The organism is Curtobacterium sp. MCJR17_020 (assembly GCF_003234365.2).
Classification (GTDB): Bacteria; Actinomycetota; Actinomycetes; order Actinomycetales; family Microbacteriaceae; genus Curtobacterium.
Genome location: NZ_CP126260.1, coordinates 3,528,544 through 3,543,021 on the forward strand (window position 1 = coordinate 3,528,544; position 14,478 = coordinate 3,543,021).

Annotated in this window: 12 protein-coding genes; 3 read left to right on the plus strand and 9 right to left on the minus strand. The window is 70.0% G+C overall.

Features of this window, described 5'->3' with window-relative positions:
* Positions 1-35: 35 nt before the first annotated feature.
* The 4 genes from DEJ14_RS16810 to DEJ14_RS16825 all read right to left on the minus strand — a co-directional run bounded on the left by DEJ14_RS16810 (position 36) and on the right by DEJ14_RS16825 (position 4,405).
* The gene (locus DEJ14_RS16810) at positions 36-935 is read right to left on the minus strand and encodes a carbohydrate ABC transporter permease (protein ID WP_374114446.1); all 900 of its coding nucleotides are present in this window, start codon (positions 933-935) and stop codon (positions 36-38) included.
* Complete coding sequence (locus DEJ14_RS16815) at positions 935-1,885, minus strand: carbohydrate ABC transporter permease (RefSeq protein WP_111085332.1); 951 nt, start codon at positions 1,883-1,885, stop codon at positions 935-937. Before DEJ14_RS16815 ends, DEJ14_RS16810 begins: the two co-directional genes overlap by 1 nt.
* 108 nt (positions 1,886-1,993) lie before the next feature.
* Complete coding sequence (locus DEJ14_RS16820) at positions 1,994-3,352, minus strand: extracellular solute-binding protein (RefSeq protein ID WP_111085333.1); 1,359 nt, start codon at positions 3,350-3,352, stop codon at positions 1,994-1,996.
* A 210-nt stretch (positions 3,353-3,562) separates the two neighbouring features.
* The gene (locus tag DEJ14_RS16825) at positions 3,563-4,405 is read right to left on the minus strand and encodes a PhzF family phenazine biosynthesis protein (RefSeq protein WP_111085334.1); all 843 of its coding nucleotides are present in this window, start codon (positions 4,403-4,405) and stop codon (positions 3,563-3,565) included.
* 145 nt (positions 4,406-4,550) lie between these two features.
* On the opposite strand from DEJ14_RS16825, the gene DEJ14_RS16830 reads away from it, so the two are divergent.
* Positions 4,551-5,060, plus strand: a complete 510-nt coding sequence (locus tag DEJ14_RS16830; protein ID WP_111085335.1) for a hypothetical protein — start codon at positions 4,551-4,553, stop codon at positions 5,058-5,060.
* A gap of 77 nt (positions 5,061-5,137) precedes the next feature.
* On the opposite strand, the gene DEJ14_RS16835 is transcribed toward DEJ14_RS16830, so the two are convergent.
* Both DEJ14_RS16835 and DEJ14_RS16840 read right to left on the minus strand, forming a co-directional pair.
* Positions 5,138-7,549 (minus strand): lamin tail domain-containing protein, encoded by a 2,412-nt coding sequence (locus tag DEJ14_RS16835; RefSeq protein WP_111085336.1) that lies wholly within the window; start codon positions 7,547-7,549, stop codon positions 5,138-5,140.
* Between the two features lie 129 nt (positions 7,550-7,678).
* A complete protein-coding gene (locus tag DEJ14_RS16840) occupies positions 7,679-8,974 on the minus strand; it encodes an ROK family transcriptional regulator (protein ID WP_111085337.1) in 1,296 nt (431 codons plus the stop codon).
* Positions 8,975-9,059: 85 nt separating this feature from the next.
* Here DEJ14_RS16840 and DEJ14_RS16845 point away from each other — a divergent pair, with 85 nt between their 5' ends.
* Both DEJ14_RS16845 and DEJ14_RS16850 read left to right on the plus strand, forming a co-directional pair.
* Complete coding sequence (locus tag DEJ14_RS16845) at positions 9,060-9,515, plus strand: GNAT family N-acetyltransferase (RefSeq protein ID WP_111085338.1); 456 nt, start codon at positions 9,060-9,062, stop codon at positions 9,513-9,515.
* Between the two features lie 29 nt (positions 9,516-9,544).
* Positions 9,545-9,898, plus strand: a complete 354-nt coding sequence (locus DEJ14_RS16850) for an MGMT family protein (RefSeq protein ID WP_284179736.1) — start codon at positions 9,545-9,547, stop codon at positions 9,896-9,898.
* 39 nt (positions 9,899-9,937) lie between these two features.
* Here DEJ14_RS16850 and DEJ14_RS16855 read toward each other — a convergent pair whose 3' ends face one another.
* The 3 genes from DEJ14_RS16855 to DEJ14_RS16865 all read right to left on the minus strand — a co-directional run bounded on the left by DEJ14_RS16855 (position 9,938) and on the right by DEJ14_RS16865 (position 14,110).
* Positions 9,938-10,363, minus strand: a complete 426-nt coding sequence (locus DEJ14_RS16855) for a DUF805 domain-containing protein (RefSeq protein WP_111085339.1) — start codon at positions 10,361-10,363, stop codon at positions 9,938-9,940.
* A gap of 37 nt (positions 10,364-10,400) precedes the next feature.
* Positions 10,401-12,209 (minus strand): ABC transporter ATP-binding protein, encoded by a 1,809-nt coding sequence (locus tag DEJ14_RS16860; protein ID WP_111085363.1) that lies wholly within the window; start codon positions 12,207-12,209, stop codon positions 10,401-10,403.
* A 92-nt stretch (positions 12,210-12,301) separates the two neighbouring features.
* Positions 12,302-14,110, minus strand: a complete 1,809-nt coding sequence (locus DEJ14_RS16865) for an ABC transporter ATP-binding protein (protein WP_111085340.1) — start codon at positions 14,108-14,110, stop codon at positions 12,302-12,304.
* Positions 14,111-14,478: the final 368 nt, after the last annotated feature.

A 14,478-nucleotide genomic window follows, 5' to 3' on the forward strand; every position in this document is an offset into this window, starting at 1 on the left:
GGTTCCTTTCGAGAGAGCCGGCCGGAGCCAGCAGATCAGCCCTTGATGCCGCCGGCGAGGGCGTTGCCGCCGCCGAGGCCTCGGGACACGATCACGTAGAGGGCGATGACGGGCACGGAGTAGACGATGGAGAACGCGGCGAGCTGTCCGTACGCGACCGCCCCGTTCTGCCCGAAGAAGTTGAAGATGCTCACCGCGGCGGGCACCTTGTCGGGCGAGAGCAGCAGGACGAACGGGACGAAGAAGTTCCCCCACGCCTGGATGAACACGAAGATGAACACGACGGCGATGCCCGGACGCATGAGCGGGACGACGATGCGCGTCAGGGTGGTCATCATCGACGCCCCGTCGGTCCACGCGGCTTCTTCGAGCGAGATCGGCACGGAGTCCATGAAGTTCTTCGCCATCCAGATCGCCATCGGCAGCGACGTCGCGGCGAGGAAGAAGATGCAGCCCCACACGTTGTCGATCAGGTTGAGCGACACGAACAGCGCGTAGACGGGCACCATCATGGCGGTGATCGGCAGGCCGGTCCCGAACAGGATGCTGTACAGGAACGGCTTGTTGACCCGCATCTTGTAGCGGGACAGCGGGTACGCGGCGAGCAGTGCGAAGACCACGGTGACGACCGCCGTGCCACCGGAGAGCAGCAGGCTGTTCGCGAGCGGGATGAACGACAGCTCGGGCGTGAGCACCTTCGTGAAGTTGTCGAGTGTGAACTGCGTCGGCAGCTTCACGGACAGCGACGCCTGGGTGTCGACCGAGGCGAGGACGAGCCAGAGGAGCGGGACCGCGAAGCACACCGCGATCACGAGGAGCACGATGTTCGCCACCCACCGCATGGTGCGGCCGCGGGGCGACGTCATGTGCAGCGAACCGGGAGCGGTCACCGAGCGGGTGGTGGTCGGGTCGAGAGACGGGGCAGTGATGGCCATCAGTCCACCTCCGGCTTGAGGGCTCGGATGTAGATGATCGAGAAGACCGCCCCCACCACGAGCAGGATGGTCGCGATCGCGGTCCCGAAGCCGAGCTGCGAGAACTTGAACGCCTCTTGGTAGGCGAGGATCGGCAGGGTCGACGAGTTCGTGCCCGGCCCACCCCCGGTCATCACGAAGATGAGGGTGAAGACCGACAGCGTCTGCAGCGTCGTCAGCATCAGGTTGGTCGAGATGCTCCGTCGGATCACCGGCAGCGTGATGTAGACGAGGCGCTGCCACCCGGTGGCGCCGTCGACCTCGGCGGACTCGGTGATCTCCTCGGGGACCTCCTGCACGGCGGCGGAGTAGACGAGCATCGAGAAGGCCGTGCCGCGCCAGATGTTCGCCAGGATCACGGCGAACATCGGGAACGTGTAGAGCCAGTTCGGTCCGCTGATGCCGATGGACTTCAGGAACTCGTTGAGCGTGCCCTCGTCGTTGAAGAAGGCGTACGCGGCGAACGAGGCGACGATCTCCGGCAGGACCCAGGCTGCGACGACGAAGGTGCCGACGATCGCGCGGACGGCCTTGTTGGCCGAGCGCATCAGGAGTGCGAGGCCGAGCCCCAGCACGTTCTGTCCCACGACCGCCGAGGCGAGCAGGAACACGACCGTCAGGATGACGGACTTCGGGAAGTCCGGGTCCTGGAAGAGTTCGACGTAGTTCTGGAAGCCGACGAACTGCTGGTCGGCAGCGCCGGCGCCGGTGAGCGCGGAGTTCGTGAACGACCCGTAGAACGACGAGATGACGGGGCCGAGCAGGAAGATGACGAGCAGGACGAGGGCGGGCAGGAGCGGGACCGCTCGGCCGACGTTCCGCAGTGGTCGCCGCTTGCGCGGCACGGGTGGATCGGTGCGCTTCGGCGCACCGGGCGCCGACAGCGTCGGCGCGAGGGGGGTGCTGGACACGATGGGTGCCTTCCGGGTGCGGAGGGGTTCCGAAGGTGGGGAAGGACGGACCGGGAGGCGCGGTGCGGGGCCGCCCCGCGCCTCCCGTCCGTCAGTGGGTGACGTCCGTCAACCAGCCGAGACGGTGTTCTCCTTGCCGACCACCTGCGTGACGGCCTTGTCGTACACGGCAGCCGCCTGCTTCGGCGTCTGCTGTCCGGTCATGACCGACTCCATCGCGACCTGGATCGCGTTGGACACCTGCGAGTAGTCGCTCGTCGCCGGGCGGAAGTTCGTGTTCTCCACCAGTCCGGAGAAGAACTTGAACGTCGGGTTGGCGTCGGTGTAGGCGGTGTCGTCCGCGACGTCCTTGCGGACGGCGATCTGGCTGTTCTCGGTGTCGTACTTCAGCGAGCCGTCCTTGTCGAGGAAGCTCGTGATGAAGTCGAACGCCGCCTGCGGGTTCTTCGACTTCGCGCCGACCGCCAGGGTCCAGCCGCCGGACATCGAGTTGTAGCCCGGGTCCTGACCGTTCTGCGTCGGCATCGGCGCCTGACCCATCACGTCGTTCCACTCGGCCCACGGCGCGGTGCCGGACTTGAGCCACGTGCCGGACTGCCACGAACCGTCGAGGTCGATCGCGAGCTTGCCCTTCGGCAGCCACGTCTGCGCGATCGTCGTGCCGACGTTCGTGTCGAGCGCCTGCTGCGGTGTCGGGCCGAGACCACCCTGGTAGACGTCCTTCACGAACTGCAGCGAGTCCTCGAACTGCTTCGAGCCCGTGACCCACTTCTTGTCCTTGTAGAGCGTGTTGCCGGAGCCGTCCGCCCCGTACAGGAGCATCTCGAAGCCCTGCATGGTCGACGCCTCGCCCTGCGCCTTGCCCGAGTAGATGTTGAACGGGATGAGGTCGGGCTTCTTGTCCTTGATCGTCTTCGCCGCGGCGAGCACGTCGTCCCAGGTCTTCGGCTGCCACGGCACGGGCAGGCCGACGGACTTGAAGATGTCCTTGTTGTACCAAAGAGCGCGGGTGTCGGTGCCCATCGGGACGCCGTAGATCTTGCCGTCGTCACCCTGCCCGGCCTGCTTGGCGTTGTCGAAGAACTGGTCCCAGTCCTTCCACTTCGCCGTGTACTTGTCGAGCGGCAGGAGGTAGCCGGCCTCGGCGTCGGCCTTGACGAGGAAGGTGTCCTCGTACATGACGTCGGGAGCCGTCGCGGGCGCCTTGTTCATGAGCGCGAGCTTCGTGTAGTAGTCGTTGCCCTGGGCCTGGATCGGGACGAGCGTGACCTTCTTGCCCGGGTTGTCCTTCTCGTACTCCTTTTTGACGACCTTCATCTGGGCGTCGAGCTGCTGGAAGGCTCCGAACTTCTGGTACGCGATCTTGATCGTGTCGCTCGAGGCGGACCCCGAGGCTGAGCAGCCTGCCAGGCCGACCGCGGCGACGGCCGCGGCTGCGAGTCCGGCGATGATGCGGGTGCGTTTCATCGGTGCTCCTTTGCACGGGTGACATCCGCGGGCTCCATCGCCCGCGCGCAGGATTAGTCCAGCGTATGGACTTATCCGTGTCAAGGAGTTTCTCGCGCCGCGCGCGTCGGGTGCGCGTGGTCGGGGGTGAACCGTGCCGAATCGGGCGTACCTGGTCGGAACTTTCGACCAGGTACGCCCGATTCCGCTTCCCATCCCACGCGCTGCGGCTCACTCGATCGGGGTCGCGCCCCCGGTCACGGTGATCCCGCCGGCCGACGGGACGTCGACGAGCAGCAGGCTCGGACGACCGACGTGCCGCCCCTGCCGGATGACGACGCGGTCCCCCGGCTCGACGGCGCCGACCTCGCGCAGGTACGCCCCGGTCGACGCCGCCGCCGACCCCGTCGCTGGATCCTCGGTGATGCGGCCGGCGGGGAACAGGTTCCGGGCCTCGTACTCGCGCTCCCCGGTCCGGTGCAGCACCGTGACCGTTCCCTGCCACCCCGCCTCGTGCTTGAGGGCGGCGAGCGGGCCGGGTGCGAAGCGGAACTGGTGGAAGAGCTCCCGGTCGTGCAGCACGAGCACCGGGTGCCAGTTGCCGGCGAAGGACTCGAGCACCGGGAAGTCCGGCGCGATGTCGTCAGCCGTGAGCCCGAGCAGGCCGAACAACCGCCCGAGGAGCGTCGGGTCGATGTCCCGCGTCGCCGGTTCGACACTCGTCATCGCCACCTGGACTTCCCCGTTCGGGCCGGTGGTGGCGTCGAGGGCGACCTCGCCGGCGGCCGTCGTGAACACCCGCCGGCCGAGCCCCTGCCGTTCGGCGAGCGCCACCGCGAGCGCCACCGTCGCATGGCCGCAGAACGGCACCTCGGCGGCGGGCGAGAAGTAGCGGACGTGCGGGCCCGTTGCGGTGGCGCCGATGACGAACGCGGTCTCGGGGTAGCCGACCTCGCGCGCGACGGCGAGCATCTCGTCGTCGGAAAGCGCTGCTGCGTCGAGGACCAGCCCGGCGGGGTTGCCGCCCCCGGACTCGGCGGCGAAGGCGGTGTACCGGAGGACGTCGATGCTCATGGTGCGACGCTACTGCGGGGGCAGCGAGGTCCGCGCGGGCCGATCACCGACGGGTGGCTCGGCACCTGCAGGTGGGGGTAACCCCCGCACGGGTCCGGGTGTGCACGTGATGTTTCAGCAGGTGATCGATCACGAAACTGGGTGCATGAGCATCGACACGCGCCCGAACACCTCCCGCCGCACCCTCCGCATCACCCTCGCCGGGGCCGCAGCACTGTCCGCGCTCCTCCTGACCACGGGGTGCAGCATGATCCAGGACATCGTCCCGAACAAGACGCCACAGAAGCACTTCGCCACGTACTCGGACGCGCCGCGGTCCGGTGAGTCGGAGGACATGGCGTTCTTCATGCCGGAGTGGGTGCCCGAGGACGCGAAGGACATCGACGTCCGCCTCAACGCCTCGGCACCCGGGTACGTCATCGGGTTCGCCTCGAAGGAGGGCGTCGACACGGACGCGTGCACGCCGCTCGACGAGTCCTACGGCGGATCGGCGATGAAGGCGGACTTCCTCCCCGACGACCTGCCCACGACGGGCCTGGTCACGTGCGGCGACGGCCGCGCGGTCGCCGAGATCGGCGACCGCTGGTACGGCTGGACCACCAAGGACGCGATTCCCGGGCAGGACGACTCGAACACGCTGCGCACCGACGGCTGACGCACCCACAGAGCGGACGGGAGGCCCGTGGCGGCGCCGCCACGGGCCTCCCGTCCGCCGTGGACTCGCGCCCAGGGCTACTCCGCAGCCGCCGCCTTGCGACGGCGGACGATCAGGACGCCGGTTCCCGCCGCGAGCAGCAGGAGCGCGATCAGCGCACCGGCCCCGAGGCCTTCGGCACCCGTGAACGCGAGCTGCCCGTCAGCGGTGATGGTGATCGTGGTCCAGCCCAGCACCGTGCCGTCCGCAGCGGTCACCACGATGCGGTGCTCGCCAGCCGGCGCATCGGCCGGGATCGTGACGCGCACCGTGCCGTCAGCGGCGACCGTCACCGTGCCGAGCAGCGCCGGGGTCGAGTACAGCCACACGCTCACCCGGTCACCGGCGTACTGCGTGCCCACCGTGACCGTGATGCTCTCCCCCGCGCGGGCGGACGACGGGGCCGAGACGCTTCCGCGATTCGTGTCCGTCAGGCCGGTCTCCGAGGGGGCCACCGGGGCGATCGGAGCGGCCGGCGACGGGGTCGGCGTCGATCCACCGGTCCCGGGGGTCGGCGTGGGCGTCGATCCACCGCCACCCGGAGCGGGCGTGAGCGTCGGTGTGGGCGTCGGCGTCGGCGTCGGGTCCGTGCCAGGGTCCGTGCCGCTGCCCTCGCACGGGTACGTCCCCGTGCGGAGCGAGAACCCGTCCGTGTCGTTGTCGTCGGCGTAGAAGGTCGCACGTTCCCCGTCGATGCAGACGCCGGAGATCGCGAAGCCCTCGTTGGCGAGGGTCCGGTCGGCGTTCGACGGTGCCTCGAAGACCTTCGCGGCGGTGAAGACACCGTCGGTCAGTTCGTACAGCGCGGTGCGTCCGGCGCAGGCGTCGTCGCACACCACCCAGAGCACGTCGAGGGTCGGGTCGAACTGCACGTCGGCGACGACCGCGAACGGCGACCCGATGGTGGCGATGCGCTGGGACGAGCCGTCCGCCATCAGGGCGTACGCGTACACGCTCGCGGTGCCCTCGACACCGACGAAGAAGAGCCCCTCGCCGTGTCCGGCGTACGTCGACGGCGCGTAGGCCGCGCCGGTGTGCTCGTCCGCGAAGCCGTGCTCGGTGAGCCAGGAGTCCGGGATCCAGGTGACGCCCTCGAGGCCGGCGTTCGCACCGAGCCCCGGGAAGTCGGCGGCGAGGTCCCACTCGTCGGTGGCGCGCAGCGTCGACTCGGACCCGTCGGTGGTGGCGTACCGCAGGACCGACGGACGGCTGGTCTTCGACACGTCGTTGTCCCGCTCGGTCGACACGTACACGGCGCCCGGGTCGTCGCTCGTGACGGTGACGCCCTCGGCGTCCGGGGTCCCCGTGCCGTCGGCGTACCGCAGGTCCGTGCCCGCGGCGTTCGACAGCGCCCAGCCACCCCGCCCGTCCGAGGTCAGGTGGTAGAGCAGCCCGTCGCCGTTCTGCACGGCCCAGAGCTGGCCGTCCTCGGACGTGCTGGAGGCGGTCCAGTCGATGCCGCTCAGGTCACCGGTGAAGGTGTCCTCGTCGTCGAGCACGGTCTCGTCCGGGCCACCGGGCCAGGGCTCGGCGGTGACGACTCCGGCGAACCGGTTCGCCGTGCCCTTCGTCGGCTCGGCGGTGTCGGCGAAGTCGCCGGTGCCGTCCGGGTTGCGGCCGTACGTGGCGGCAGCGTGGGCCGTCCACGAGTACGAGTCGACCAGCGCACCCCGCGGATCGAAGACCCGTGCGGAGTCGGCCTTGCCGAGCCCGAAGCCGAAGTCCGCCTCGTCGAGGACGGTGAAGCCCCCGGCCGCGACGGCCGTGCCGGCGGGGATCGTGTACGCGTGGTCGTCCTCGCTGTCCTCGAGGACGTACCCGCCCAGGTCGACCGTGGTGCTGCCGACGTTGGTCAGCTCCACCCAGTCGCCGGGGGTGCCGTCCTGCGACTCGACCTCGTTGATGCGCACGGGCGAGGAGCAGTCGTTCGCGGCACCCTTCGTCGACGCGGTGGTGTCGACCAGCGCACCGGTCCCGTCGGCACACCGGCCGTACGTGACGACCGCGTGGCTCGTCCACGAGTACCGGAGCACCAGGTCGCCCGCGGGGTCGTACACCCGCGCGGTGTCGGCGCCACCGAGCCCGAAGTCGAACCCGGGTGCGGTGGCCGAGAGCTGGTCGATGACGAAGTACCCGCCGGGGGCGATCGTCGAGCCGGCGGGCAGGACGTACGCGTCGTGGGTGCTGTCGTCGTCGAGGAACGCGTAACCGGTCAGGTCGATCGACGCCGACGACGTGTTCTTCAGCTCGACCCAGTCGGTGTCGTCGCCGTTCGACTCGACCTCGTTGACGACGAGGCCGTTCCGAGCGGCAGCGCCGACGCTCGGGTCGTCGTCACCGACGGCGGCGAGTGCCGGGCTGGCCGTGACGACACCGGCGCCGACGGCCAGCGCGGTGACGATGGCAGCGCCGAGCCGCACGGAGCGGGGGCGCAGGGCAGGAGTGCGCATGCAGGTCCTTCTCGGGAGGGGAGGGGAGACCTGCACGACTGTTCAGCACCCGGGCATCCGACCGGTGGCCGCCCGGTGAACGACAGGTGTCGCGCGGCGCCGCAGCGCGCGACGCCCCAGCGCCGGACGTCAGCGGCGGATGAGCAGCCCGCTCGCCCGCGGGGACAACGCGGCGTCGAGCACCAGGCACGCGGCCCCCACCGCGGCGACGTCGGCACCGCGGTCGCTCTCGACCACGTCGACCGCGTGCTTCGGCACGAGCAACGGCGACCCGACGATCGCCGCGCGGGCGGCCGGCAGTGCGGCGCTCGCGATGCGCGACCAGAACGGTCCGCCGAACACGACCCGGTCGATGTCGAGCAGGTTCACGATGACGACGGCGGCATCGCCCATGACGGTGCCGGCCTCGGCGGCGAGCGTGATCGCGGCCTCGTCGCCGGCGGCGATGGCCTTGGCGAGCTCGTCCCAGGCACGGTTCACCGCGTCGACCGAACCGTCGGACGAGACCGGGCCATCGGACGAGACCGGGCCGTCGGACGAGACAGCGTCGCCGCCGGACAACGCCACCCCCCGCTCCCGCGCGATCCGCACGAGCCGGTCCGGCGCCACGGCCGCACCCACCTCGCCCCGGGTACCGGACCCGTCGGGGGTGCCGGCGAGCGATCGCTGGTCGACCATGATGTGCCCGGCGTCCCCGGCGTTCGACCCGACGCCGCGCACGGGTTCGTGGTCGACGACGAGCCCGACGCCGAACCCGGTGCCGAAGTACACGAACGCGAAGTTCCGCGCCGACGACTCCCCCGCCAGGAACATCTCGCCGACCGCGGCGGCCGTGACGTCCTTCTCGAGCAGGACGGGGTAGCCCGTGGCCTCGGCGAGCGCGTCGCGCAGGGGCACGTCCCGCCACCGGGGCAGGAACGGCGGGTCGACCACGATGCCGGCGTCGACGTCGATGGGGCCCGGACTGGCGATCCCGACGCCGAGCACCCCGTCGACGTCCACGCCGGCGTCGGCGATCAGGCCGTCGACGGCGGAGCCGATGGTGCGGACGACCTCGGACGGGTCGTCGGCGGTCGGGGTCGAGGTGGTGGACGAGGCGACGACGGTGCCGGCCAGGTCGAGCAGCACGTACGTGACGACGGCCGGGTCGACGTGCACGCCGACGGCGTACCGGCTGCCGGGTTCGAGCCGCAGGATGGTGCGCGGCTTGCCCCGACCGGCGACGACGGTGCCGGACTCGACGATCATGCCGGCCTCGATCAGGAACCGGGTGACGTTCGACACCGTCTGCGCGCTGAGGCCCGTTCGCGAGGCGAGTTCGACGCGGCTCAGGCCGTCCGGCGAGCGTCGGACGGCATCGAGCACGACCGTGCGGTTGAACCCGCCGATCGACGGGAGGTTCGCTCCACGCCGATGTTCTGCCATTCCGCGACCATACCGCGGCAACGGTGCGGTCTCGGTCTGCCGTCCGCGCTGGCCCCCACACGGGTCGCACCGTTACCCTGGCCGCATGGCCGACCTGCGTCTCGAAGAACTCTCCGCGAAGACCGCTGCCGCGGCGAACTCCCTGACGCTCAAGCCGGGTCAGGAACAGTTCGTGCAGCCGACCACCTACGGGGTTGCCGAGTCCGACGTCAAGCCGAGCTCCGCGTGGACCCGGGTGGTCCTGGACGGCGACGAGGTCCTCGGCCTCATCATCGGTTCGTTCGACGCCGACAACGCGCAGGAAGAGCTGCGCAGCGCCATCTGGCGCGTCAACGTCGCCGGCACCGCGCAGGGTCGCGGCGTCGGCCGCTTCGCCGTGCACGGCCTGGCGGACGAGGCCCGCAGCCGTGGGCAGGAACGCCTGACGGTCGTGTACGAGCCCGGTGGTGACGACAGCCCCGAGGCGTTCTTCCGCGCCGTGGGCTTCGAGGTCGTCCGCGAGACCCAGTACGGCGACCACTTCGCGGTCCTGACGCTCTAGTACTCACCAACGACGTACTCACCAACGACGTGCCGTCCGACGACGTGCCCTCCGACGACGTTGCCGTCGACTTCGGCGCTGCCGTCGCTGAGGTGGTCCGGATGATCCCGTCCGGTCACGTCATGACGTACGGCGACGTCGCCGCGGCGCTCGGCTCACGCGCGTCGCGTGCGGTCGGCAAGGTGATGGCCCACGAGGGCGCCGACCTGCCCTGGTGGCGTGTCGTGCGCGCGGGTGGGCACCCGCCGCTGCACCACGAGGCTCGTGCGCTCCAGCACTACCGCGCGGAGGGGACGCCGCTCGTGCAGGGGACGGCGGCCTGGAGGCTCGACATGCGTCGTGCCCGCTGGTCGCCGTCCACGGAGGCGGACGACCCGTTCTGACGTGCAGCCCGCGCACGTCGGCCGTCCGTCCGCCGGCGGTCAGCGGTCGAAGCGCTCGCCCTTCGGGCTCGTCGGGATCAGGCACAGCACGTACACGACGAGCGAGCCGATGCCCGGCACGACGTGCAGGAACTGCCAGAAGCCGGACAGGCCGGCGTCGTGCAGCCGTCGGACGCCGAGGGCGAGTGACCCGATCAGGGTCGCGAGGCCCCAGAGGACGAACAGGTATGACCCGACGGGGTTCTCGAACAGCGCGGTGTCCGGCGTGAACGCCTGCGGGACGAGCTGCAGCACGAGTCCGATCGCGAGCGACGTGATCCACCACCACCAGAACTCGGCACGCGAGGCCCGTCCGGTGAACACGGTGTACTTCCGCCAGAACCGCCGGACGGCCTCGGTGAAGGGTGCGCCGTAGAAGGGGTCGCGCAGGGCGACGCCGCCGGGCTGCACGCTGTCGTTGCTCATGGAGCAAGCCAACCACGTGGTGCAGCCCGGCTGCGTCCTACACGAGCGAGTCGCGCCAGGCCGCGTGCAGCTGGGCGAACCGCCCGGTACCCGAGATGAGGTCGGCGGGGGTGCCGTCCTCGACGATCTTCCCGTGTTCCATCACCAGCACGCGGTGGGCGATCGCGACCGTGGACAGGCGGTGCGCGATGATCACCGCGGTGCGGTCGGCGAGCAGGGTCTCGAGCCCTTCCTGCACCAGCCGCTCCGAGGGGATGTCGAGCGACGCCGTGGCCTCGTCGAGGATGAGCACCTTCGGGTCCGCGATGAACGCCCGCGCGAACGAGAGCAGCTGCCGCTGTCCCGCCGAGACACGACCACCGCGCTTGTTCACGTCGGTGTCGTACCCGTCGGGGAGCGCCATGATGAACTCGTGCGCGCCGACCGCCTTGGCGGACGCCTCGATCTCGGCACGGGAGGCCCCCGGCTTGCCGAGCGCGATGTTGTCCGCGACCGTGCCGGAGAACAGGTACGCCTCCTGCGTGACCATGACGATCGCGCGGCGCATGTCCTTCGTGTCGAGGTCGCGCAGGTCCACGCCGTCGAGCCGTACGGAACCGTGCGACGGGTCGTAGAAGCGCGCCATGAGCTTGGCGAGCGTCGACTTGCCGGCGCCGGTGGACCCGACGAGCGCGATGGTCTGCCCGGACGGGATGTGCAGGTCGAACTCCGGCAGGACGACCTTGCCCGCGTTGTACGCGAACACGACCTCGTCGAAGTCCATCTTCCCCGTGGCGTCGGCCAGCTTGGTCGGCTTCACGGGGTCCGGCACGCTCGGCCGCTCCTCGAGGACGCCGGAGATCTTCTCCATCGCCGCCGAGGCCGACTGGTACCCGTTGTAGAACATCGCGAGTTCCTGCGCCGGGTCGAAGAAGCGCTTGGCGTACAGCGCGACCGCGAGCAGCGCACCGACCTCGAGCGTCCCGCCGACGATCCGGAACCCACCGACGATGACGACCGCGGCGAGCGTGGCGTTGCCGATGAGCACGAGCACCGGGTCGAACGTCCCGAACAGGTTGAACACCTTCGTGTTCGCCAGCCGGTAGTCCTCGACGAAGCCGCCGTACTCGTCCTTGTTGCGGGACTCCTTGCGGAACGCCTGCACGGCGCGGATGCCCGTCATCGTCTCGACGAAGTGCACGATCACGCGCGCCGAGGTGACACGGGTGGCGCGGAACAGCGTCTGCGAGTTCTTCTGGAACCAGCGGATCAGGAACCAGAGCGGCACGAGCGACACCGCGAGCACGAGGCCGGACGTCGGGTCGAGCAGCACCAGGGCCACGGCGGTGAACGCCATGTACAGCACGCCCTGGATGAGCTGGTTCAGGCCGGAGTCGAGCAGCTCGCGGATCGAGTCGAGGTCACTCGTCTGGCGGGAGATGATCCGGCCGGACGTGTAGGTCTCGTGGAACTCGAGCGACAACCGCTGCGTGTGCAGGAACACCCGCTTGCGCAGGTCGAACAGGATCGCCTGGCTGATCCGTGCGGCGAGCACGGTGTACCAGGCGGTGAGCACCGCGCCGAGGACGGCCACGACGATGTACGTCGCGACGACGCCGAACGCCGGCACCCAGTCGTTCTGGTCCATCACGGCTGGCAGGGCGTTGTCGATGCCCCACGCGATGAGCGCCGGGCCAGCGACGGTGCCCGCCGTGGAGACCACGACGACGATCCCGAGCAGCACCAGGCGGAGCTTCAGCGGGGCCGCGAGGGAACCGAGCAGGGCGAGGGAACGACGCCGCAGGCGCTTGCTCTCCGCCTTGGTGAAGTCCTCGCGCTCCTCGCCGCGCACGCCCAGGGTGGTGATCGAGGCGGTGACGGGCGCGGCAGACTGCTCGTCCGGAGCTTCCTGCGGGACGGACGCCGTGCCTCCCGGCAGGTTCTGGTCGGTCTGCTGGCTCATGCCATCGCCTCCTGTCGTGCGGTCGCGTCATCGTCGTCGAGCGACGAGATGACGTAGCGGTAGTGCTCGTTGGTGGCCATCAGGTCGTGGTGGGTCCCGACGGCGGTGACGACGCCGTTCTCCATCAGGGCGACCCGGTCGGCCAGCGTCACCGTCGACGGACGGTGCGCCACGATGAGCGAGGTGGTGTCGGCGAGCACGCGGCGCAGGCCCGCCTCGACCCGAGCCTCGGTGTCGACGTCGAGCGCCGACAGCGGGTCGTCGAGCACGAGCACCGACGGCCGCGCGGCGATCGCGCGAGCGAGTGCCAAGCGCTGGCGCTGTCCACCGGACAGTGACAGCCCCTCTTCGCCCACCCGGGTGTCCACGCCGTCGGGCAGGTCGTCCACGAAGGACGCCTGCGCGATGTCGAGTGCCTCGCGCATGAGCGCCTCGGCCTCGGCACCCTGCACGTCTGGACGACCGAGCAGCACGTTCTCGCGCACGGTCGACGAGAACAGGGTGGCGTCCTCGAAGGCGACGCCGACGTGCCGGCGCAGTTCTTCGCGGGTGAGGTCGCGGATGTCGACCCCGTCGATCGTGACCGAACCACCGGTCACGTCGTACAGGCGCGGCACCAGCGAGAGGAGCGTCGTCTTGCCACAGCCCGTGAGCCCGACGAGCGCCATGGTCTCGCCCGGCTGCAGCTGCAGCTCGACGCCGTTGATCAGGTCCGGGTACTGCGGCGCAGAGTCCTGGTACCGGAAGTGCACGCCGTTGAACGACAGTGCACCGTGCGGCTCCGCGATCGTCTTCGGGTCCTGCGGGTCCGTGATGGTGTTCTCGGAGTCCATGACCTCGAAGAAGCGGTCGACCGCCGTGCGGGTGTCGAACGTCATCGAGAGCAGGAAGCCGATCGACTCGATCGGGAACCGCAGCACCGTCGCCGTCGCGAAGAACGCGAACAGCTGACCGACGGTCATCTCGCCCTGCGACGCCAGCCAGATTCCGGCGAGCAAGCACAGCGCGAACGCGACGTCCGGCACGAGCAGTAGCCACAGCCAGATGCTCGCGATGGCCTTCGCCTTCTTGATCTCCGTGCCGCGCAGGGCTTCGGCCTGCTCGCTGAACTCCTCCAGCTTCGACCCGCCGCGGCCGAACGCCTTGAGCACGCGGATGCCGTGCACCGACTGCTCGACGCTCGTCGCGAGGTCACCGACCTGGTCCTGGCTGCGGCGCGCGACCACGGAGTACCGACGCTCGAACAGCAGCCCGTTGATCCACAGCGGGATCGACGCGATCAGGAAGATCAGCCCGAGCAGCCACCCGAAGGTGAACAGCACGACGAAGCCGACGACGATCGTCACGACGTTCACGACGAGCAGGACGACACCGAAGGCCAGCCAGCGGCGGATCAGCGACAGGTCCGACACGGAACGGGACAGCAGCTGCCCCGACTCCCACCGGTCGTGGAACGCGACGGGCAGGTCCTGCAGCTTCGCGTACAGCGAGTTCCGCATGCTGGCCTCGATCCGCGTCGAGGGGCGCATCACCATCCGGCGGCGCGAGGCGATGAAGAACGCCTCGAGCACACCGAGGGCGAGCACGCCGAGGCCGGCTGGCCAGATCTGTGCGCCGTCCTTCGATGACAGCGGTCCGTCGACGAGCCACTGCAGGACGTAGGGGATTGCGAGCGCCACCAAGGAGGCTCCCATCGCTGCGGCCATGCCGCCGATGAGGCGCCCCTGGTAGGGCTTCACGTAGGGGTAGATCCGCGCGATCGCGCGGAAGGTGGACGGGCGCGCCGTGGTGGGCGACTTGGACATGCGTTGCGTCCTCATGCGTCTGCCGGGTCCCCGGGTCGCGCTGCGCCCTGGCCGCCTGCTGCTTGCTTGCTGCTGGCGTGCGGTGCGTGCGCGGCCTCGACCTGGAGGCTCGGTGTGGCGTTGCGTGGTGATCATCGGCCGGGCGCGTGGTCGCGCCTCCGCCGTCACTCGCGTGACGTCGGTCGGGCCGGAGGGCACCGGGAGACACTCGTCCCCCGGGTTCAGGCGGGTGGTTCGCGAACGCTGGTGGTGCTGCGCCGCGAGGCCGTGGGAACGGCCTGGCTAGACGGCGGCCGCGACGCGCGGTCGCGGTGCGATCAGGGATCGCCGTGCGGGAGTGGTCCCCACGACGGACACGAGACCTGCAC